At 72.0% G+C, this 19,427-nt stretch carries 20 protein-coding genes; 6 read left to right on the forward strand and 14 right to left on the reverse strand.

The window, feature by feature from the left end; translation table 11 throughout:
* Positions 1 to 132: 132 nt before the first annotated feature.
* From QUY26_RS09100 to QUY26_RS09110, 3 genes are read right to left on the reverse strand one after another with little or no spacing between them, the layout of a single operon-like run.
* A complete protein-coding gene (locus QUY26_RS09100; protein ID WP_289944867.1) occupies positions 133 to 897 on the reverse strand; it encodes a DUF3710 domain-containing protein in 765 nt (254 codons plus the stop codon).
* Position 898: 1 nt separating this feature from the next.
* On the reverse strand, positions 899 to 1,405 hold the full coding sequence (gene dut / locus QUY26_RS09105; protein WP_289955610.1) for a dUTP diphosphatase: 507 nt from the start codon (positions 1,403 to 1,405) through the stop codon (positions 899 to 901).
* Between the two features lie 20 nt (positions 1,406 to 1,425).
* Positions 1,426 to 2,010, reverse strand: coding sequence for a PaaI family thioesterase (locus QUY26_RS09110; protein WP_289944870.1), 585 nt, complete (start codon positions 2,008 to 2,010; stop codon positions 1,426 to 1,428).
* A 58-nt stretch (positions 2,011 to 2,068) separates the two neighbouring features.
* Between QUY26_RS09110 and QUY26_RS09115 the strand changes: the two genes are divergently transcribed.
* On the forward strand, positions 2,069 to 2,515 hold the full coding sequence (locus tag QUY26_RS09115) for a DUF3093 domain-containing protein (protein WP_289944873.1): 447 nt from the start codon (positions 2,069 to 2,071) through the stop codon (positions 2,513 to 2,515).
* A 139-nt stretch (positions 2,516 to 2,654) separates the two neighbouring features.
* On the opposite strand, the gene QUY26_RS09120 is transcribed toward QUY26_RS09115, so the two are convergent.
* The 4 genes from QUY26_RS09120 to QUY26_RS09135 all read right to left on the reverse strand — a co-directional run bounded on the left by QUY26_RS09120 (position 2,655) and on the right by QUY26_RS09135 (position 6,289).
* On the reverse strand, positions 2,655 to 3,680 hold the full coding sequence (locus QUY26_RS09120) for a hypothetical protein (protein ID WP_289944875.1): 1,026 nt from the start codon (positions 3,678 to 3,680) through the stop codon (positions 2,655 to 2,657).
* Between the two features lie 13 nt (positions 3,681 to 3,693).
* Positions 3,694 to 3,990: a DUF4193 domain-containing protein gene (locus tag QUY26_RS09125; protein ID WP_030357326.1), complete on the reverse strand. Its 297-nt coding sequence runs from the start codon at positions 3,988 to 3,990 to the stop codon at positions 3,694 to 3,696.
* Between the two features lie 393 nt (positions 3,991 to 4,383).
* Entirely contained in the window at positions 4,384 to 5,631 is a 1,248-nt protein-coding gene (locus tag QUY26_RS09130) for a sensor histidine kinase (protein ID WP_289944880.1), read from the reverse strand.
* A gap of 4 nt (positions 5,632 to 5,635) precedes the next feature.
* The gene (locus tag QUY26_RS09135) at positions 5,636 to 6,289 is read right to left on the reverse strand and encodes a response regulator transcription factor (RefSeq protein WP_016639100.1); all 654 of its coding nucleotides are present in this window, start codon (positions 6,287 to 6,289) and stop codon (positions 5,636 to 5,638) included.
* A 316-nt stretch (positions 6,290 to 6,605) separates the two neighbouring features.
* On the opposite strand from QUY26_RS09135, the gene QUY26_RS09140 reads away from it, so the two are divergent.
* Positions 6,606 to 6,779, forward strand: a complete 174-nt coding sequence (locus tag QUY26_RS09140; RefSeq protein WP_169786659.1) for a hypothetical protein — start codon at positions 6,606 to 6,608, stop codon at positions 6,777 to 6,779.
* A gap of 148 nt (positions 6,780 to 6,927) precedes the next feature.
* Here the strand turns inward: QUY26_RS09140 and QUY26_RS09145 are convergent, their stop codons facing one another.
* Complete coding sequence (locus QUY26_RS09145) at positions 6,928 to 7,743, reverse strand: inositol monophosphatase family protein (RefSeq protein WP_289944887.1); 816 nt, start codon at positions 7,741 to 7,743, stop codon at positions 6,928 to 6,930.
* 27 nt (positions 7,744 to 7,770) lie between these two features.
* A complete protein-coding gene (locus QUY26_RS09150; RefSeq protein WP_289944889.1) occupies positions 7,771 to 8,898 on the reverse strand; it encodes a ferrochelatase in 1,128 nt (375 codons plus the stop codon).
* Between the two features lie 163 nt (positions 8,899 to 9,061).
* On the opposite strand from QUY26_RS09150, the gene QUY26_RS09155 reads away from it, so the two are divergent.
* Both QUY26_RS09155 and QUY26_RS09160 read left to right on the forward strand, forming a co-directional pair.
* Positions 9,062 to 10,336: an MFS transporter gene (locus QUY26_RS09155; protein ID WP_289944892.1), complete on the forward strand. Its 1,275-nt coding sequence runs from the start codon at positions 9,062 to 9,064 to the stop codon at positions 10,334 to 10,336.
* Positions 10,260 to 11,615 (forward strand): D-arabinono-1,4-lactone oxidase, encoded by a 1,356-nt coding sequence (locus tag QUY26_RS09160; RefSeq protein WP_289944894.1) that lies wholly within the window; start codon positions 10,260 to 10,262, stop codon positions 11,613 to 11,615. Before QUY26_RS09155 ends, QUY26_RS09160 begins: the two co-directional genes overlap by 77 nt.
* A gap of 35 nt (positions 11,616 to 11,650) precedes the next feature.
* Here QUY26_RS09160 and QUY26_RS09165 read toward each other — a convergent pair whose 3' ends face one another.
* On the reverse strand, positions 11,651 to 12,901 hold the full coding sequence (locus tag QUY26_RS09165; RefSeq protein ID WP_289944895.1) for a hypothetical protein: 1,251 nt from the start codon (positions 12,899 to 12,901) through the stop codon (positions 11,651 to 11,653).
* Positions 12,902 to 13,400: 499 nt separating this feature from the next.
* Here QUY26_RS09165 and sepH point away from each other — a divergent pair, with 499 nt between their 5' ends.
* The gene (gene sepH, locus QUY26_RS09170) at positions 13,401 to 14,456 is read left to right on the forward strand and encodes a septation protein SepH (RefSeq protein WP_289944897.1); all 1,056 of its coding nucleotides are present in this window, start codon (positions 13,401 to 13,403) and stop codon (positions 14,454 to 14,456) included.
* A gap of 263 nt (positions 14,457 to 14,719) precedes the next feature.
* On the opposite strand, the gene QUY26_RS09175 is transcribed toward sepH, so the two are convergent.
* Entirely contained in the window at positions 14,720 to 15,574 is an 855-nt protein-coding gene (locus QUY26_RS09175) for a sulfurtransferase (protein ID WP_289944899.1), read from the reverse strand.
* 431 nt (positions 15,575 to 16,005) lie between these two features.
* On the opposite strand from QUY26_RS09175, the gene QUY26_RS09180 reads away from it, so the two are divergent.
* A complete protein-coding gene (locus QUY26_RS09180) occupies positions 16,006 to 16,821 on the forward strand; it encodes a VOC family protein (protein ID WP_289944901.1) in 816 nt (271 codons plus the stop codon).
* Positions 16,822 to 16,825: 4 nt separating this feature from the next.
* On the opposite strand, the gene QUY26_RS09185 is transcribed toward QUY26_RS09180, so the two are convergent.
* The 3 genes from QUY26_RS09185 to QUY26_RS09195 all read right to left on the reverse strand — a co-directional run bounded on the left by QUY26_RS09185 (position 16,826) and on the right by QUY26_RS09195 (position 19,415).
* The gene (locus QUY26_RS09185; protein ID WP_289944902.1) at positions 16,826 to 17,485 is read right to left on the reverse strand and encodes a thymidine kinase; all 660 of its coding nucleotides are present in this window, start codon (positions 17,483 to 17,485) and stop codon (positions 16,826 to 16,828) included.
* Between the two features lie 92 nt (positions 17,486 to 17,577).
* On the reverse strand, positions 17,578 to 18,819 hold the full coding sequence (locus tag QUY26_RS09190) for an alkaline phosphatase family protein (protein WP_289944904.1): 1,242 nt from the start codon (positions 18,817 to 18,819) through the stop codon (positions 17,578 to 17,580).
* Complete coding sequence (locus QUY26_RS09195; RefSeq protein ID WP_030357339.1) at positions 18,819 to 19,415, reverse strand: DUF5998 family protein; 597 nt, start codon at positions 19,413 to 19,415, stop codon at positions 18,819 to 18,821. The genes QUY26_RS09190 and QUY26_RS09195 overlap by 1 nt, the downstream gene beginning before the upstream one ends.
* Between the last annotated feature and the right edge of the window lie 12 nt (positions 19,416 to 19,427).

Here is a 19,427-nt window from a genome sequence, read left to right on the forward strand (position 1 = left end):
TGGGAAAACACCGATGGGCCGCACTCCCCCGTGAGGGAGTGCGGCCCATCGGCTCGCACCTTTTCCGATCAGAGACGACCGCCGTTCCCGCGCCTCGGGGTCACCCGTCCGGACGCGTCGGCGGCTGGGGTGTCAGCGTACTTCGGTGATTTCCGGGCCCCGCGCGAGCTGGCCCATGCCACCGGAGAACCGGGAGGTCTCCTGGTCCTCCTGCTGGACGCCCTCGGGCACCATCTGCGCGTCGTCCGGCAGCTTGAGGACGATCGGGTCGCGCGGGGCCATCGGACCATCGCCGCGGACCACGACGGTGTCCCGGAAGATCTGCTCGAGCAGACCCGCGGCCTGCGGCTGCACGGCCCCCTGCCCGGAGATCACACCCCGCAGGAACCAGCGCGGCCCGTCCACACCGACGAACCTGACCACCTGGAAGCCGCCTGTGCCGTCCGGCAGCTGCACCGGCACCTGCGCCCGCAGCTCCCAGCCGAGCGGACCCTCGACCTCGTCGATGACACCGCCCTGCTGGGTGATGCCGGAGGCGATCTCCTCGCGGACCTCGCCCCAGATGCCCTCGCGCTTGGGGGCGGCGAAGCCCTGCAGCTGCACGGCACTGTCCTGGAGCACGACGGTGGCCGCGACGATCGCGTCACCGGCGACCTCCACGCGCAGCTCCATGCCCTCGACCCCCGGCACGAAAAGGCCGCCCAGGTCGACCCGGCCCTCGCCGGGCTCACGGACCTCGGAGATGTCCCAGGGACCGTCGGGGCGCGGCTCCGGCTCCAGCCTCACGCGCTGCGGCTCAGCACCCTCGGCATCCTCGCTGTCGATGCCGTCGACGACCTGCTCGGCCTCGCTCGCCGCGTCCTCGGCGGCACCGCTCTTCTTGCGACGTCCGAACACGTCACTGTCCTTCCCGGTCGGATACGACCGACGCGTATCGATTCCCACCCGTTTGTTCATCCGCGCTGACGCCCACGGCGGCATGGCCCCCGGTGGACCCGAATCCCCCTTCGGCCCGCACCGAGCCGGGAAGCTCCGCCACCTCTTGGAAGCGCACCTTCTCGACCTGTTGGACGACCAGTTGGGCAATCCGGTCGAAGCGCTCGAACCGCACGCTCTCGCGCGGGTCGAGATTCACCACGATCACCTTGATCTCCCCACGGTACCCGGCATCAATCGTCCCCGGGGCATTCACCATGGCGACACCGCAGCGTGCGGCGAGGCCCGACCGGGGGTGCACGAAGGCCGCGTACCCCTCGGGCAGCGCGATGGAAACCCCGGTCGGCAGCACCGCCCGTTCACCGGGCGCGAGTTCGCACGCCTCGGTCGTCCGCACGTCGGCGCCGGCATCGCCGGGCTGCGCGTACGCCGGCAGCGGTACGTCGGGGTCGACGCGCCGGATCAGCACGTCCAAAGGGGCAGGGTGGGTCACGGGTTCACCTCGAAGGCGCGGGCGCGCCGGATCTGGTCCGGGTCGTTCATGGCCGCGCGGATCTCCTCCGGGCGGCCGTTCTCGATGAAGTGGTCCACCTTCACCTCGATGAAGAGGGCGTCGGCGCGTACGGCGACGGGACCTTCGGGCCCGCCGATCCGGCCGGTGGCGGTCGAGTAGATCTTCCGTCCCGCGACGGCCGTCACCTCGGCCTCGAGGAACAGCACGGTGCCGACCGGAACCGGCCGCCGGAAGTCCGTCTCGAGCCGCCCGGTCACGGCGATCACCCGCAGCAGCCAGTTCAGGGAGCCGAGCGTCTCGTCGAGCGCGGCGGCGAGCACGCCGCCGTGCGCGAGCCCCGGCGCCCCCTGATGCGCCTCGCGCACCGTGAACTCGGCGGTGATGGCGAGGCCTTCACCGGCCCGCGCCTCCAGGTGCAGCCCGTGGGCCTGCCCTCCCCCGCACCCGAAACAGTGCTCGTAGTGCGCGCCGATGAGTTCGCCGGGCGCGGGCGCGTCCGGGTGGCGGGCGGGACGTACGGCGTCCGCCGGGGGTGTCAGAGCTGCTGATGTACCACTCACAGGCGCAGACCTTACCTCCGCGTCAGCGGCCGTCGCGCACCGTGCCAAGCTTGGCTTCATGCAGCCTTACGAAGAACGCCTGACCGCGCCCCGTTCGTGGTGGCTCGTCTCGGTCCTCGCCGGTGTGGGAGCGGGCCTGACGATGCTCCCCTTCGGGACGGTGCCCGTCCTCGGCGGTCTGGTCGGCGTGACGGCCCTCATGGCGGTCCTCACCAGCGCCTACGGCTCGGTGCGGATCCGTGTGGTGGCGGGCTCCCTGGTCGCCGGGGACGCGAAGATCCCGGTGACGGCGCTGGGGGCGGCGGAGCCCCTGGACGAGGCGGAGGCCCGTGCCTGGCGGACGTACAAGGCGGATCCGCGCGCGTTCATGGTGCTGCGCAGCTACATCCCCACGGCACTGCGGGTAGAGGTGACGGACCCCGAGGACCCCACTCCGTACGTGTACCTGTCGACGCGGAACCCCGAGGGTCTGGCGGCTGCCCTGAACGCCGTACGCGCGGCGTAGTGCCGGTCCGGCCCCGAGCGGCCCTCCCGACCCGGCCCCGAGCGGCATTCCGGAGCCCCGAGCGGACTTGCCGGAACTCTGCGCGGACCTTCCCGGAGCCCTGCGCGGGCCTTCCCGGAGCGCCGCGCGAGCCGGGGCTTCAGGCTCCGAGCTCCTTGGGCTTGTGCCCGAACCGCAGCGGGTCGGCGGGGGCATCGAGGGGCGGCAGGCCCTCCAGCGCGTCCCAGGGGACCTGGCTGCGGCGCAGGTCGGCGCGCACACGCTCGGCGAGCTTCTTGGTGTCCCTGCGGTTCATCACGGCGCCGACCGCCGCTCCCACCATGAACGGCAGCAGGTTCGGCAGGTTGCGCACCATCCGCTTCATGATCTGCTGGCGCAGTTCCCGCTTCATGTGGCTGCCGAGGGCCGCGTTGATCGACGCGGGCTTGACCACGTCGATGCCGCGCTCCTCGGTCCAGGCGCTCAGATAGGCGGCGCTGCGCTCCTTGAGGTTGCCCTCGGGACGGCGGCCGTAGACCTCGTGCAGCTCCGCGATCAGCTTCAGCTCTATGGCCGCGACGCCGGTGATCTCGGCGGCCAGCTCGGCGGGCATCGCGGGCGGCACGGGCAGCATCGCCGCCGCGCCGACTCCGGCGCCCACCGTGGAGGTCGCGTTCGCCGCCCCGGCGATGAGCTTGTCCGCGAGCTGCTCGGGGCCGAGGCCCGGGAACTGCTTGCGGAGCGTCGCCAGGTCGCGGACCGGGACCCGCGGGGCGTTCTCGATGATCCGGTCGGCGAGATAGCCGATGCCGGCCTTGGCGCTGCGTCCGCCGCGGCGCACGCCGTTCTTCAGTCCGTTCGTGACGGCGGTGATGCGGCGGCCCTTGCCTCGGATCCCCTGCTCGTCCGTCTCCGTGCCTTCCCCGTCGAACTCCCTGTCCGCCGCTTCGAGAGCGGCCGTCTCCGGCACTGCCAGGGCGGAACCGCGCACCAGCGCGGGAACCGCCTCGTACGCCCCCTCAGCGGCGTTCTGCGCCCCTGTGGCGCCGTCGCCGTGCGACGGGGTACCGGCAGGGTCGAGCGAGGCCTCAGGGCCCCGCTCGGCCTCCGACGCGCGCTCGGACGCGTCCGCGTCCGCTCCCTGGTCCTGGAAGCGGTGCTTCCTGGGCGGGGTCGAGCCAGTCACGGCCGACCCCGCTTCAGTCGCAGTCGCGGCAGATCGGCTGGCCGTTCTTCTCCCGGGCCAGCTGACTGCGGTGGTGCACCAGGAAGCAGCTCATGCACGTGAACTCGTCCTGCTGCTTGGGGAGCACGCGCACGGCGAGCTCCTCGTTGGACAGGTCCGCGCCGGGCAGCTCCAGGCCCTCGGCGGCCTCGAACTCGTCGACGTCGACCGACGAGGTCGACTTGTCGTTCCGCCGGGCCTTCAGCTCCTCGATGCTGTCCTCGTTGACGTCATCGTCGGTCTTGCGTGGGGTGTCGTAGTCCGTTGCCATGTCGCTCTCCCCCTCTGGGTGTCTGCGGTGTCTCAGCGCACGTAACGCGTGAGAGGCCGGACTTGTGCCCGACCTGAGGCGGAGATTTTGCCTCACATCAAGGTCTGTTACTCAATCGACACCCAACCGCACCCCTGAAGAGGTGATCGGTTTGGATGGCGATCGGGACCGTACACGGTCCGAATGTCGCACTTCACGGGCGCCACCCCGAGTACTTCCCGTGATCAAGACCCCTGAAAACCCGGATTTTCCCGGCTTTCCGGCGACTTCGACGGTCACGGAGAGTAGATGGCCGAAAAATCGCTCCTGTGATCGATCACACAGGAATCCTCGGAGAACAGGTCCCGAAAATTCCGCGTAAAGCGAACATCCTGGCGCTTGTGCGGCAGCATCTCAGATCGGCAGGGTGACTCGCATCACGAGCCCACCCCCCTCGCGCGGCTCCGCGATGATACGGCCCCCGTGGGCCCGCGCCACCGACCGGGCGATGGACAGGCCGAGACCGACCCCCTTGTCGCTGCCGGTGCGCTCGGTGCGCAGGCGGCGGAAGGGCTCGAAGAGGCTGTCGATCTCGTACGCGGGCACCACCGGACCGGTGTTGGTCACCACGAGGACGGCCTGCCCGTGCTGGGTCTCGGTGGTCACCTCCACCCAGCCCTCCTCTTTCACGTTGTAGCGCACGGCGTTCTGTACGAGGTTCAGTGCGATGCGCTCCAGGAGCACGCCGTTGCCCTGCACGACCGCCGGGCCCCGCTCGCCGCGGATCTGCACGCCCTTGGCCTCGGCCTCGGACAGCGCCTGGTCGACTGCGCGGTCGGCGACTTCGGCGAGGTCCACGGGCTTGCGTTCCACGATCTGGTTGTCGCTGCGGGCGAGCAGCAGCAGGCCCTCCACGAGCTGCTCGCTGCGCTCGTTGGTGGCGAGCAGCGTCTTGCCGAGCTGCTGCAGTTCCACGGGCGCACCGGGATCGGACAAGTGCACTTCGAGGAGCGTGCGGTTGATCGCCAGGGGGGTGCGCAGTTCGTGCGAGGCGTTGCCCACGAAGCGCTGCTGGGCGGTGAAGGCCCGCTGCAGTCGCTCCAGCATCTCGTCGAAGGTGTCCGAAAGCTCCTTCAGCTCGTCGTCCGGGCCGTCCAGCTCGATCCGGCGGGACAGGTCCGAGCCCGCCACCGCGCGCGCGGTGCGGGTGATCCGGCCGAGCGGGGAGAGCACGCGGCCCGCCATCGCGTAGCCGAAGGCGAAGGCGATGACCGCGAGGCCGAGCAGGGCGAGCAGCGAGCGGCTGAGGAGGTTGTCCAGGGCGACCTGGCGCTGGTGGTCGGTGCAGGCGCTGATCGCCGCGTTGAACTCGGGGATCAGCAAGTTGCCCGAGGAGGCCTGCGGGCAGTTGTCGCTGGTCACCCGGATCTCCTGGCCGCCCACGATCTTGAAGAGGGGTTCGTTGCCGGTGTTCAGGGCCTGCGCGGCGAGGAGGTAGATGATCGAGAGCAGCAGGATGCCCGCGATCAGGAACATCCCGCCGTACAGCAGCGTGAGCCTTATCCGGATGGTCGGGCGCAGCCACGGGAACGGCGGGTCGATCTTCCTCGGGTCCCAGGTGGGCTTCGGGGGCGCCCCTGGGGGCGCGGGAGTCGCGGCCACCGGGTCAGATCCGGTAGCCGGAGCCCGGGACCGTCACGATGACGGCGGGCTCGCCGAGCTTGCGGCGCAGGGTCATGACGGTGACCCGGACGACGTTCGTGAACGGGTCCGTGTTCTCGTCCCAGGCCTTCTCCAGGAGCTGCTCCGCGGAGACGACCGCGCCCTCGCTGCGCAGCAGCACCTCAAGGACGGCGAACTCCTTGGGCGCCAGCTGGATCTCCTTGCCGTCGCGGAACACCTCGCGGCGGTTCGGGTCGAGCTTGATGCCGGCGCGCTCCAGGACGGGCGGCAGCGGCACGCTGGTGCGCCGCCCGAGGGCGCGCACCCGGGCGGTCAGCTCACTGAACGCGAAGGGCTTGGGGAGGTAGTCGTCCGCGCCGATCTCCAGGCCCTCGACGCGGTCGCTGACGTCGCCGGACGCGGTGAGCATCAGGACGCGCGTCGGCATGCCGAGCTCGACGATCTTGCGGCAGACGTCGTCACCGTGGACGACGGGCAGGTCGCGGTCCAGGACGACCACGTCGTAGTCGTTCACGCCGATGCGTTCCAGGGCGGCCGCGCCGTCGTACACGACGTCGACTGCCATGGCCTCCCGGCGCAGTCCGGTGGCCACCGCATCGGCGAGCAGCTGCTCGTCCTCGACGACGAGTACGCGCACGTCGCTTGTCCTTCCTCTGTGCCCGGCGCGCGGACGCGCCAGGGCAGGCCTGTACGTGGAGTGAGACCTCCATCCTGCCCCTTTCGGCCATAAACCGGCTGTAAGGCGGCCTCGGGCCCCGGGAATGCGGGATTTTCTGCTCCGGTTGAGGTTTCCGTCGAAGAGGGCGGGGGGAGGACGGCCTTACACCCGCGATCACGCTTCGTATGTGGCATGCCACGACCTGCTTCACGCAGCGGGCGCCGGACGTGATCGCCCCTTCTCCACGGCACACCCCCGTGCCACCGACCCACGACCCAGCCGAGGGGGCGCAACCATGGACGCATTCACCGCAGGTCTTCTGCAGCGCATAAAGACCACGGAGTCCGACCTCACGCGGGCCCGCGAGACAGGCGACGACTTCCTGGCCGAGGTCGAACTGGCCGAGCTGGAGGATCTGCACCGCCTGGCAGCCGAGCACGGCGTGGAGGTCGCCGCCCCGACCCACTGACCGGCCCGCGGACCGGGATGTCTCCAGCCGTCCGGTCCGGGCCGCGCGCGACGAAGCCCCGACACCTTCCAGGAGGTGTCGGGGCTTCGTCGTGCGCGTGCCGGGTCGCGGAGCTCCGGGCCCGGCTGCCTCCGGCGTCCGGTCCGGGTCAGTCGTGCCAGGCACCGAGGTCGTCGAGGAGGGCCTGAAGGGGCTCGAAGAGGCCGGGCGGGCCCGCCACGGTCAGCTCGCCCGAGAGGGGCTCTCCGGGGCGGCCGCCGGTCAGGGCGCCCGCCTCCCGGGCGATGAGGTCGCCGGCCGCGAAGTCCCAGGGATTCAGGCCCCGTTCGTAGTACGCGTCCAGGCGTCCCGCCGCCACGTCGCACAGGTCGATGGCCGCCGAACCGGCCCGCCGGATGTCCCGCACGCGCGGCAGCAGGTGCCGGACGACCTCGGCCTGCCGGGCGCGCCGCTCGGCGACGTACCCGAATCCCGTGCCGATGAGGGCCTGCTCGAACGGCGGCGCCGGGCGGACCCGCACGGGCCGGTCGTCGACGTACGCGCCCTGTCCGAGCACCGCGCGGAACGTCTCGCCGCGTACGGGCGCGTGGACGACGCCGACCAGGGTCTCGCCGTCCTTGCGGGCGGCGATCGACACCGCCCAGTCCGGGCGGCCGTACAGGTAGTTCACGGTGCCGTCGACGGGGTCGACGACCCACTGGACGCCGCTGGTGCCCGCGGAGCTCGCGCCCTCCTCGCCGAGCACGCCGTCGCCGGGTCTGCGGTCGGCGAGGAAGTCCGTGATCAGCTTCTCGGACGCGATGTCCATCTCGGTGACGACGTCGACGGCGCTGCTCTTGGTCGCGGCGACGCCGAGGTCGTCCGGGCGGCCGTCGCGCAGCAGCTCACCGGCGCGGCTCGCGGCTTCCAGGGCGACGGCGAGCAGTTCGGCCCTGAGGGGGTCCTGCGGGGCGTGGTCGGTCACGGTGCTCCTCGGTGCGGCGGGCACGGCCTAGGCGAACGGGCTGTCGGCGCCCGCGGCGGCGGGCTTGGGGGTGCGGGCGGGGCAGCAGCCCACGGGGCACAGGTCGTGGCTCGGGCCGAGGGCGCCCAGGGCGCAGGGGGCCGAGGGGCGCCCGCTCTCGGTGGCGGCGCGCTCCAGGACCAGCTCGCGGACGGCGGCGGTGAACCTCGGGTCGGCGCCGACGGTGGCCGAGCGGCGCACCGGCAGGCCGAGCTCAGCGGCCTTCGCCGTGGCCTCGGTGTCGAGGTCGTACAGGACCTCCATGTGGTCCGAGACGAAGCCGATCGGGACCATGACCACGGCCGGGGCACCCGCCTCGTGCCGCTCCTGGAGGTGGTCGCAGATGTCGGGCTCGAGCCAGGGGATGTGCGGGGCACCGCTGCGGGACTGGTAGACGAGCTGCCAGGGGCGGTCGACGCCGGTCTCCGCGCGGACCGCGTCGGCGACGAGGGCCGCCACGTCCAGGTGCTGGCGTACGTACGCACCGCCGTCGCCGTGGGTGTCGGCGGGGCCGGAGGTGTCGGCCGCGGCGGTGGGGATGGAGTGCGTCGTGAAGGCCAGGTGCGCGCCGTCCCGGACGTCCTCGGGGAGGTCGGCCAGGGACTTCAGGACTCCGTCGACCATGGGGCGCACGAAACCGGGGTGGTTGAAGTAGTGCCGCAGCTTGTCCACGCGGGGCACGTCGAGGCCCTCGTCCTTGAGGGTGGCCAGGGCGGCCGCGAGATCCTCGCGGTACTGCCTGCAGCCCGAGTACGACGCGTACGCGCTGGTGGCGAGGACCAGGACGCGGCGGCGGCCGTCCTGGACCAACTCGCGCAGGGTGTCCGTCAGATACGGCGCCCAGTTGCGGTTGCCCCAGTAGACCGGCAGGTCGAGGCCGTGCTCCGCGAAGTCCTTGCGCAGGGCCTCCAGGAGGGTGCGGTTCTGATCGTTGATGGGGCTCACGCCGCCGAACAGGAAGTAGTGCTGCCCCACCTCCTTCAGGCGCTCCTTGGGGATGCCGCGGCCTCGCGTCACGTTCTCCAGGAACGGGACGACGTCGTCCGGCCCTTCGGGGCCGCCGAACGAGAGCAGCAGCAAGGCGTCGTAGGGAGTGGGATCCAGCGCTTCGGACATGTATTTGATCCTGCCACCCGCCACTGACAGCGGTGAAACCGCCACCCGGCGGCGCGGAAAACACGGTGCGCCCGCGCCCCGGGAGCCGTAAGCTGTATCGGCCATCTTCACGCCTTACCGGAGCCCGCTGTCCGAGCGCTCCGCCGCCCCCGCGGAGTCCCACGTGCCGAGCCCCTACCGCGCCATATTCGCCGCCCCCGGCTCCAAGGAGTTCTCCGTCGCGGGCTTCCTCGGGCGGATGCCGCTGTCGATGATGGGCATCGGCATCGTCACGATGATCTCCCAGCTCACCGGGCGGTACGGTCTCGCGGGCGCGCTCTCGGCCACCGTCGCGCTGTCCGCGGCGGCGATCGGCCCGCAGATCTCCCGGCTCGTGGACCGGCACGGCCAGCGGCGGGTGCTCAGACCGGCGACGCTGGTGTCGCTGTTCGCCGTGTCGGGGCTGCTGCTCGCGGCGAAGTTCGAGGCGCCGGACTGGACGCTTTTCGTCTGTGCCGCGTTCGTCGGCTGCGTGCCGAGCGTGGGATCGATGGTCCGCTCCCGCTGGGCGGCGCTGTACCGCGACACCCCGCAGCTGCACACGGCGTACTCCTTCGAGTCCGTCGTGGACGAGGTCTGCTTCATCTTCGGGCCGATCATCTCGATCGGCCTGTCCACGGCCTGGTTCCCCGAGGCGGGTCCGCTGCTCGCGGGCGCCTTCCTCGCGGTCGGTGTCTTCTGGCTCACGGCACAGCGGGCGACCGAACCGGTGCCGCATCCGCGCGAACACCACACCGGCGGCTCGGCGCTGCGCTCCGGGGGCCTGCAGGTCCTGGTCGCCACGTTCGTCGCGACCGGCGCGATCTTCGGCGCGGTCGACGTGGTCACGGTCGCCTTCGCCGAGGACGAGGGCCACAAGGGGGCCGCGAGCCTGGTGCTCGCCGTCTACGCGCTCGGCTCCTGCCTGGCGGGCGTCGGCTTCGGGCTGCTGCACTTCAAGGGCGCTCCCGCACGCCGCTGGCTGCTGGGTGTCTGCGCGATGGCCGTGAGTATGATCCCGCTTCAACTGGCCGGGAATCTTCCGTTTCTGGCCGCGGCGCTCTTCGTCGCGGGTCTGTCCATCGCGCCGACGATGATCACGACAATGGCCCTCGTCGAACAGCACGTACCACGCGCGAAGCTGACCGAGGGCATGACCTGGGTCAGCACCGGACTCGCCGTCGGTGTGGCGCTCGGCTCCTCCATGGCCGGCTGGGTGATCGACGCGGCGGGCTCGCGTGCGGGGTACGCGGTCCCGGGGGTGTCCGGGGCGCTTGCGGTGGTGGTGGGATTCCTGGGGTATCGCCGGCTGCAACGGCCGGTTCCGCGACGGGGAGGGACCCATGAGCACGGGAACGGGCAGGGGCACGGGAGCGGGCACGGCGGCGGTCGGCTCGAGACGGCCGGCGACGTGGCGTAACTGGGCGGGCACGGTCACCGCGCGGCCCGCGCGCGAGGCGACGCCAGCCTCGGTCGACGAACTCGTCGCCGCGATCCGCGGGGCCCGCGAGGACGGCCTGACGGTCAAGCCCGTCGGCGCCGGCCACTCCTTCACGGCCACCGCCGCGACCGACGGCCTCCTGGTGCGGCCCGACCTCCTCACCGGCATCCGGAACATCGACCGCGCGGCCGGCACCGTCACCGTCGAGGCGGGCACGCCCCTCAAGCGCCTGAACGCCGCGCTCGCCCGTGAGGGCCTGTCGCTGACGAACATGGGCGACATCATGGAGCAGACGGTCTCCGGCGCCGTCAGCACCGGGACGCACGGCACGGGCCGCGACTCGGCCTCGATCGCCGCCCAGATCAGGGCACTTGAGCTGGTCACCGCCGACGGCCGCGTCCTGACCTGTTCCAAGGACGAGCACCCGGACGTCTTCGCCGCCGCCCGTATCGGGCTCGGCGCGCTCGGCGTCATCAGCGCGATCACGTTCTCCGTAGAGCCCCTCTTCTTCCTCAGGGCTCGCGAGGAACCGATGGGCTTCGACCAGGTCACCTCGGAGTTCGACCAACTCGTCACGGAGAACGAGCACTTCGAGTTCTACTGGTTCCCCCACACGGGCAACTGCAACACCAAACGCAACAACCGCAGCGTCGGTCCGGCCGCTCCCCCGAACCCGATCAGCGCCTTCGTAGAGGACGAACTCCTCTCCAACGGCCTCTTCCAGGTGGCCAACTCGCTCGGCCGGGCCGTGCCCGCCACCATCCCCACCATCGCGAAGCTCTCCAGCAAGGCCCTGTCGGCCCGCACCTACACCGACATCCCGTACAAGGTCTTCACCAGCCCCCGCCGGGTGCGCTTCGTCGAGATGGAGTACGCCGTCCCGCGTGCGGCCCTGGTCGAGACGTTGCGCGAACTGAAGTCGATGATCGAGCGCTCACCGCTGCGCGTCAGCTTCCCCGTCGAGGTCCGCACCGCCCCCGCCGACGACATCACGCTCTCGACCGCCTCGGGCCGCGACAGCGCGTACATCGCCGTCCACCTCTACAAGGGCACGCCCATGCGCCGGTACTTCAGCGCCGCGGAGGAGATCTTCACCGCCCACGAGGGACGGCCCCACTGGGGCAAGCTCCACACCCGCGACGCCGCGTACCTGGCCAAGGCCTATCCGCGCTTCGGCGAGTTCACCGCCCTGCGCGACCGGCTCGACCCCGACCGCCTCTTCTCCAACCCCTACCTGCGGCGAGTCCTCGGCGACTGACGCAGGGGCCCCGCGGCTCACGGCGCCCCCGCGGGTCACTGCTGCTCCGGCACCTGCTGCTGCTCCTGTACGTCACCGCTCCCGTTGCCGGTGCCGCCGCCGTTCGACGGGGTCGGCGTGGGCTTCGGGGTCGGCGTGGGGGTGGGCTTCGGGTCGGGCTTCGAGCCGTCGCCGGAGCCGCTGTCGCCCTTGTCGGTGCCGTTGCCGTTGCCGGTCTCGTCGCCCTTGTCCGTGCCGGAGCCGTTCCCGGAGCCGCTGCCCGAGCCGGTGCCGTCACCGGGCGAGGGCTTGTCCGACGGGTCCTTGGACGTGCCGTCGTCCTGCTTCGAGCCGTCGTCCGGTCCTGAGGTGTCGTCGTCCGACTGCTGCCCGGGGTCGCCGGTGGACGGCGGGTCGTCCTTCTTCGACGAGGAACCGCTGTTGGAGAGGGCGTCGCGGATGGTGGTGCTCTTGTCGTCGCCGCTGAAGCTCTTTCCGCTCACCAGCTCGTAGGTGGTGATCCCGGCGAGCGAGACCCCGAAGACCAGGGCCGCGGCGACCAACGGCCGCTTCCAGCTGCGCACGCGCGTGCGGTGAGTGGTCCCTTCGGAGAACTCGTCCGAAGGGACCGCGGGGTCGGCCGGGGCGGGGCCGTGGGGCGGCACGGGGCCGGCGGGGCCGGCGGGGCCGACGGGGCCGACGGGGATCGCGTGGCCGTCAGGTCCGGCCTGGCGCAGGACGCGGGTCTCCTGGTCGTGCGGAAGGAACTGCATGGCGTCCACGGAGCCGAGCAGCTGCGTGCGCTCGGGGTCGGTTCCGGCCACGGGGAGCGCGGTGGTGGGGTCGGCCGGGTCGACTGCAGGGAGGGCCGCGGTGGAGTCGGCCGGGTCGACCGCCGGGAGCGCCGTCGTCGGGTCGGCGTCGGGGACGGACCTCCCCCACGTCGTGGTGACCGGACCGCCGCCCGTGTGGGCCCGCGCCTGGAACGTCTCCGGCACCGGCGTGGCCCGCGTCACCGGGACCTGCTGGGCCTTCGGCTTGGCCTGGACCGCCACGTCGCGTATCTGCTCGCCCGTACGCGAGAAGAAGTGCTGGAAGACCGTGCCTCCGCAGGTGGCGATGCCGCTCACCACACCGGCGCCGAGGATCGTTCCGTAGACGCCGAAGGAGGAGGCGAGCTTGGCGGCCACCACGGCCGCCACGGCGCTCCCCGCCACCTGCGGCACACTCAGATCGAACCGCTTCTTCTCCTGCTCACCCTCCGTCGCTTGCTTCGGCTCCCCGCCGGTTCCCGGCTTTTCACGCATCAGCGGACCTTGCCTGCCTTTCTCGACATCACGTACGACTTACGCATTCACGTATGAGCTACGCGAGGTACACGAGAAAGGGACGTACGCCCGAAGCGAATAGTTCCGTTTCTGGCTCTTTCGTGAAGAGCGCCACGTGCGCGCGGGGGACTCACGACATCGGCTGACGCCAACTCCCTTCCCCCGTGAGAAGTTCGGCGGCGTGCCGGTCCACCCGGGTGGCCCGAATGGAGTAGTGTTGCGAGCCCTGGGTCCGGTCTCCAGCCAGGGTGCCCGGGGCCAGCCAGGACCGCCGGGAGGGGGATCGCTGCACAGGGTGATCGAGTTGGTCACTTAGCGTTGCGAATCGGTAACCGTGCCATAACGGCGGTCCAGGGCCCATGCCCGACACGCCGGGCAACTCGGCAAGGTTGTGGCAGGCTGCACCCGGGCAGGCCACACTCGACTAGCGGAAGCAGCGACGCACGTGACGTCGGCAGGCACCACCCGGGAGGTCCCCATGCCCGAACTGCGTGTCGTGGCCGTCAGCAACGACGGCACACGGCTGGTGCTGAAGGCTGCGGACAGCACGGAGTACACGCTTCCGATCGACGAACGGCTGCGCGCCGCCGTGCGCGGCGACCGGCCGCGGCTCGGACAGATCGAGATCGAGGTGGAGAGCCACCTCCGCCCCCGCGACATCCAGGCCCGTATACGTGCCGGTGCCAGCGCGGAAGAGGTCGCCTCGCTCGCCGGGATCCCCGTCGACCGCGTCCGCCGCTTCGAGGGCCCCGTGCTCGCCGAGCGCGCCTTCATGGCCGAGCGGGCCCGGAAGACCCCCGTGCGCCGTCCCGGCGAGAACACCGGACCCCAGCTCGGCGAGGCCGTCCAGGAGCGACTGCTGCTGCGCGGCGCCGACAAGGAGACCGTCCAGTGGGACTCCTGGCGCCGCGACGACGGCACCTGGGAGGTCCTGCTCGTCTACCGCGTCGCGACCGAGCCGCACTCCGCGAGCTGGACGTACGACCCGCCACGGCGGCTCGTCCAGGCCGTCGACGACGAGGCCCGTGCCCTGATCGGCGAGACCGACGACATCGCGGCGCCCGAGCCCAGCTTCCCGTTCGTGCCGCGCATCGCCCGGCTCCCCCGGGACCGGCCGCTCGACCGCGCCCTGGAGCGTCCCGGCGCGCCCGAGTCCGAGCAGGAGCCGGCCGCGCCCGCGGCCGTCGCCGAGCCGGAGCGAGACTCGCTCACCAGCCTCCTGGAGGCCGTGCCGAGCTTCCGCGGCGACATGGTCGTCCCCGAGCGTCCCACCACGGCACCCGCCGAACTGCCGTCCGCACCGGAGGAGCCCGAGCAGGAGCCGGAGGCCGAGGAGCCGCCCGCGAGCGCCGCGTCGGCAGGCTCCGCGTACGCGGACGTCCTGATGCCGCGGGCCGTGGCCAGCCACCGCGACCGCCTCGTCGGCTCCACGGACCGCCAGGCCGAGGCCGACGGCGTCCGCCCCGGCCGCCGCGCCGCGGTGCCGAGCTGGGACGAGATCGTGTTCGGCACCCGGCGCAAGAAACAGGAGTAGCGGCGCCCGGCAGGGCCGACGGGCGTGGGGCGCACACGAAAACGCCCGGCGCACGCCGGTTCGGGCCGTCGAGAGCACAGTGAAGGGCCTGTACGCGAGATGCGTACAGGCCCTTCACTCGTCAACCACAACTGGCTCCGCGCGGTACCCGCGCGCCGGGGCCGAACCGGGCCTCCCGGTCCGGCCCCGGCGCCGGTGCCGGGCGCCCGCGCCAAGCTAGCGACGGCGACAGCGACAGCGACAGCGACAGCGACAGCGACGTCCTACTGCGGCTCCGGCCCTGTCGCCACCGGCCGCGCCGGGTCCGAAGACCACTCCGACCACGAGCCGACGTACAGCGTCGCCGGGATGCCCGCCACCGCGAGGGCGAGGACCTCGTGGGCCCCGGAGACGCCCGAGCCGCAGTACACGCCGACCTCCGAAGCGTCGGACGCCCCCAGGGACTTGAAGCGGGCCGCGAGTTCGTCGGCGGGGCGGAAGCGGCCGTCCGCCGCGACGTTCTCGGTGGTGGGCGCCGAGACCGCGCCGGGGATGTGGCCGCCGACGCGGTCGATGGGCTCGACGTCGCCGCGGTAGCGCTCCGCGGCACGGGCGTCCAGGAGCAGACCCGAGCGGGCCAGCGCCGCCGCGCCGTCCGCGTCGACGCGGCCCACGGACTCCGGGACCGGCGTGAACGTGCCCGCCACCGACGCGGTCACCTCCCCGGACTCCAGCTCCCCCGTCCACGCGGCCAGCCCGCCGTCCAGGACCCGCACCGACGGATGCCCCGCCCAGCGCAGCAGCCACCAGGCGCGCGCGGCGGCCCAGCCCTGCCCGCCGTCGTACACGACGACCGGCCGGTCCGCCGAGACCCCGGCCGCCCGCATGACCGGGCCGAAGTGCTCGACATCCGGAAGGGGATGCCTGCCCCCGGCGCCCGCCGGGCCCGCGAGGTCCGCGTCGAGGTCGACGAAGACCGCCCCGGGGATGTGCCCGGCCGCATGCTCGGCCCGCCCGTCGAAGGGCGGCTCGCCCGCCGCCTTGGCCACGCTCAGCTGCCAACGGATGTCGAGCAGCACTGGCGGATTCTCGCTCGCCAAGTCGCTCGCGAGTTCGGATGCGGAGATGATGGCATTCATGGGCCCCATCCTTGCGCACAGGGTGGCCGCCGCGCTCAGCTCCGGATACCATCCTCGGCCGGACCACGCCCGGACACGCGGCGTACGGAAACGAGCACGCCGCGTACCGCAGATGGACACAACCCTGCAATCGCGCGTTAACGGATGAGAAATGGCAAATCGGGCATCCTCCGCGGGGGAGCCCGCGAGCGCGGCGCGGCCGGGGGGGCGCCGGGCTACAGGTGATGCGAGCATCTGCACGGGCGGGCATACGCGCGGCGAGAGCACGCGCGTTCGAACAGCGGACCGAAGCGGAATCGAAGCGGAGTGGCAACGGCTGGGCGACGAGGATGACAGCTGACAGACAACAGATGCCAGAACTTGAACTCTGTTAGTTGTGGTCCGTCGTCACCCGGCTGTCGAAGTCACGAGGGCCCGAGGAGAGAGTGACGATGACCGAGGCACGGTGGCCGGCCGACAGACGCGCCCAGGGCGCGCGGCACACACCCGGCACGCCCTGCTGGGTGAGCCTGATGGCGCACGACCTGGCTGCGACCCAGGAGTTCTACGCGGCGCTTTTCGACTGGACCTACGAGCCCGGGCCGCAGCAGCTCGGCCCGTATGTGCGGGCGATGCTCGACGGCTGCGAGGTGGCGGGAATCGGACAACTGCCGGCCGACCGCCACCTGCCCATCGCGTGGACCCCGTACCTGGCGTCGGACGACGCGGACGAGGCCGCCGAGATGGTGCGGCACTGCGGCGGCACGGTCGGCGTGGGGCCACTCGACGCGGGCGAGGCCGGGCGCATGGCGATCGCGTCGGACCCGGCGGGGGCGGTGTTCGGCATCTGGCAGGCGTCGCTGCACCTGGGTGCGACGGTCGCGGGCGTACCGGGCACGCCGACCTGGAACGAACTCCTCACACGCGAGACCGAAGAGGTCGCGAAGTTCTACCGGACGCTGTTCGGCTACACCGAAAAGGCCGCCACCAGCCCCGGGTTGGACTATCTGACCCTGCGCCTCCACGACGTCCCGGTGGCGTCCGTGCGCGGTGTCGGGCAGGAACTGCCGGACGACCGGGGCGCGCACTGGATGACGTACTTCGAAGCGGCGGACGTGGACGCGTCGGCGGAACATGCGGCCGAGCTCGGCGGCCATGTGCTCACGCCCGCACAGGACGGCCGGTACGGGCGGATCGCGACGGTCGCCGACCCCGAGGGCGCGATCTTCACGCTCATCCGCTCCGCGCATCCGCGCGCGACCGGCTGAGGCCCTAGGGGCGCTCCAGGGTGTCGACGGGCAGCACGTCGGGCGACAGCGCGCCCGCGCGCGCGGAGGCCGCCGTCATGCGGCGCCGGTAGTGACGGCGGCACAGCACCTCGTAGCCCACTTCGTCGGCCGCCTGGTTGACGTCGCCGACGACGATCTGGGCTCCCTCGACGACCATCCGGCCGCCGCTGGTGCGGGCGTTGTGGGTGGCGCGGGCGCCGCACCAGCACAGGGCCTCGACCTGGAGGACCTCGACGCGGTCCGCGAGTTCGACCAGGCGCTGGGAGCCCGGGAACAGCTTGGAGCGGAAGTCGGTCGTGATGCCGAACGCGAAGACGTCCACGCCCAGATCGTCGACCACGCGCGCGAGCTGGTCGATCTGCTCGGGCGCGAGGAACTGCGCCTCGTCGGCGATCACGTAGTCGGCACGGGCGCCGCGCGAGAGGTGGTCGACGAGGTAGGCGTAGATGTCGAGGTCGTCGGCCACCTCGATGGCCTCCGTGACCAGGCCGAGCCGCGAGGAGAGCTTGCCCTCCCCCGCGCGGTCGTTGCGCGCGAAGATCATGCCCTGCAGGCCGCGTGCCGAGCGGTTGTGCTCGATCTGCAGCGCGAGGGTGCTCTTCCCGCAGTCCATCGTTCCGGAGAAGAACACCAGCTCAGGCATGGAGGGTTGAGCGCCTTTCGGTGGGTGCGCGAGGAGGTGCGCGGGGGCGTACGAGGTGGGGTGCCGTCCATGACGTACACGTCGAGAAGCAGCTAGGAGCGTACTTCGAGGAGCGGTACGAGTTGTTCGGCGGGGGTCATCGAGCCGTGGTTGCCGACCATCGCGGACTCCCTCGGCTCCCGCTGGGAGGCGGTGATGAGGACGTCGGCGTGGGCGGCGGCGACGACGTCCCCGATGCGCCCGTGGACGCGTTCGTCGACGCGCGGACCGAACCAGCCGGCCGCGATCGCCTCGTCCCTGCTCGCCACCCAGAACTGCTCGCCGAGCACCTCGCGCCAGACGGCGAGGACGTCGGCCTCGGCTCCGGGCACTGCGTAGACGTGCCGGGCGCGGCCCTCGCCGCCGAGCAGGGCGACTCCGGCGCGCAGCTCCCAGTCCTCGTCGAAGTCGATGCGGGAGGCGTCGTCGAAGGGGATGTCGAGCATGCCGTGGTCGGCGGTGACGTACAGGGCGCTGCGCGGCGGGAGCTGCTCGGCGAGGCGCTGGACGAGTCGGTCCACGTACATGAGCTGGCCGCGCCAGGCGTCGGAGTCGACGCCGAAGCGGTGGCCCTTGCCGTCGACTTCGGCGTAGTACGTGTAGACCAGCGTCCGGTCCGCGGCGGCCAGCTGCTCGGCGGCGAGGTCCATGCGGTCCTCGCCGGAGAGGCGGCCGCGGAAGGTGCCGCCGCTGAGGGCGATCCTGGTGAGCGGGGTGTGCTCGAAGGTCGGCGAGGACACCTGGGCGGTGTGGATGCCCGCGTCGTGGGCGCGCTGGAAGACCGTCGGGTACGGCTGCCAGGCGTGCGGGTCGGACCAGGGCTTCCAGCGGAGCTGGTTCATCAGCTCGCCGCTGTCGGGGTTGCGCACCGTGTACCCGGGCAGGCCGTGGGCGCCGGGCGGCAGACCGGTGCCCACGGAGGCCAGGGAAGTCGCCGTGGTGGCGGGGAAGCCCGCGGTGATGGGGCGGCCGGTGCCGCCGCGCGAGGAGCCGAGCAGCGAGGTCAGGAAGGGTGCTTCGGCGGGGTGCGCGCGCAGCTGCTCCCAGCCGAGGCCGTCGATGAGGAAGACGCAGTTCCGGTCGGCGGGGGCCAGCTCGGGGATGAGCGGGGCGAAGCCGTCCACTTCCTGGTGGGCGACCAGGGTGGGCAGGACGTCGGCGAGCGATCCCGTGCCGTACGCGGGCACGGGTGCGGAGTCGAGGGCGAGCGGCTGGATGTCGTCCCAGGCGGTGGCGGCAGGGGCGGGCGCGGAACGCCCTCCGTCCGGGGCGGGGGCGGGAGACGGGTGGGCCATCAGCGGCTGGTGTCCGTGCCGGCCGCGGTGGCCTCGGAGAGGGCCTGGGCGAAGGCGAGGGTCTGGCGGACGGTGTCGGGGCCGTCGCCGGCTTCGCTGACCCGCAGGCTCAGGTCGTCGGCGGTGGAGCTGCCGGTGTAGCCGTGGTCGGCCTCGCAGTTGGGGTCGCCGCAGGCGGCGGGCTCCAGGTCGATGCGGGACACGGCGCCCCAGCCGATGGTCAGGACGACCTCGCGGGGCAGGGATCCGGGGACGTACTTCTCCGGGTTGGCGACGACGCGGCTGACGACCACGGACGAGATCCGGCCGATCTTCACGGACTCGGTGGAGGTGGTGGCGTACGGCGTCGGGGATGTGGAGTCGGCCGCCTGCTCGTCGGTGTGGCTGACGATGAAACGGGTGTCCGTGAGGACGAGCACCGTCACATGGCGGCGGACCTCGTTCGCGTCGAACGTGGTCTCCTGGTGGACCAGATACGACCCGATGGTCTCGCCGCCGATCGCGGCTTCCACCGCCTCGGCCACGAGGGCCGGGTAGTAGCCGCTGCGCTCGATCGCCGCGCGCAGCCCCTGGGTCGTCGTACCGGTCTTTGCCATGCCGCCCATCCT

The sequence above is a fragment of the Streptomyces flavofungini genome, from assembly GCF_030388665.1.
GTDB lineage: Bacteria > Actinomycetota > Actinomycetes > Streptomycetales > Streptomycetaceae > Streptomyces > Streptomyces flavofungini_A.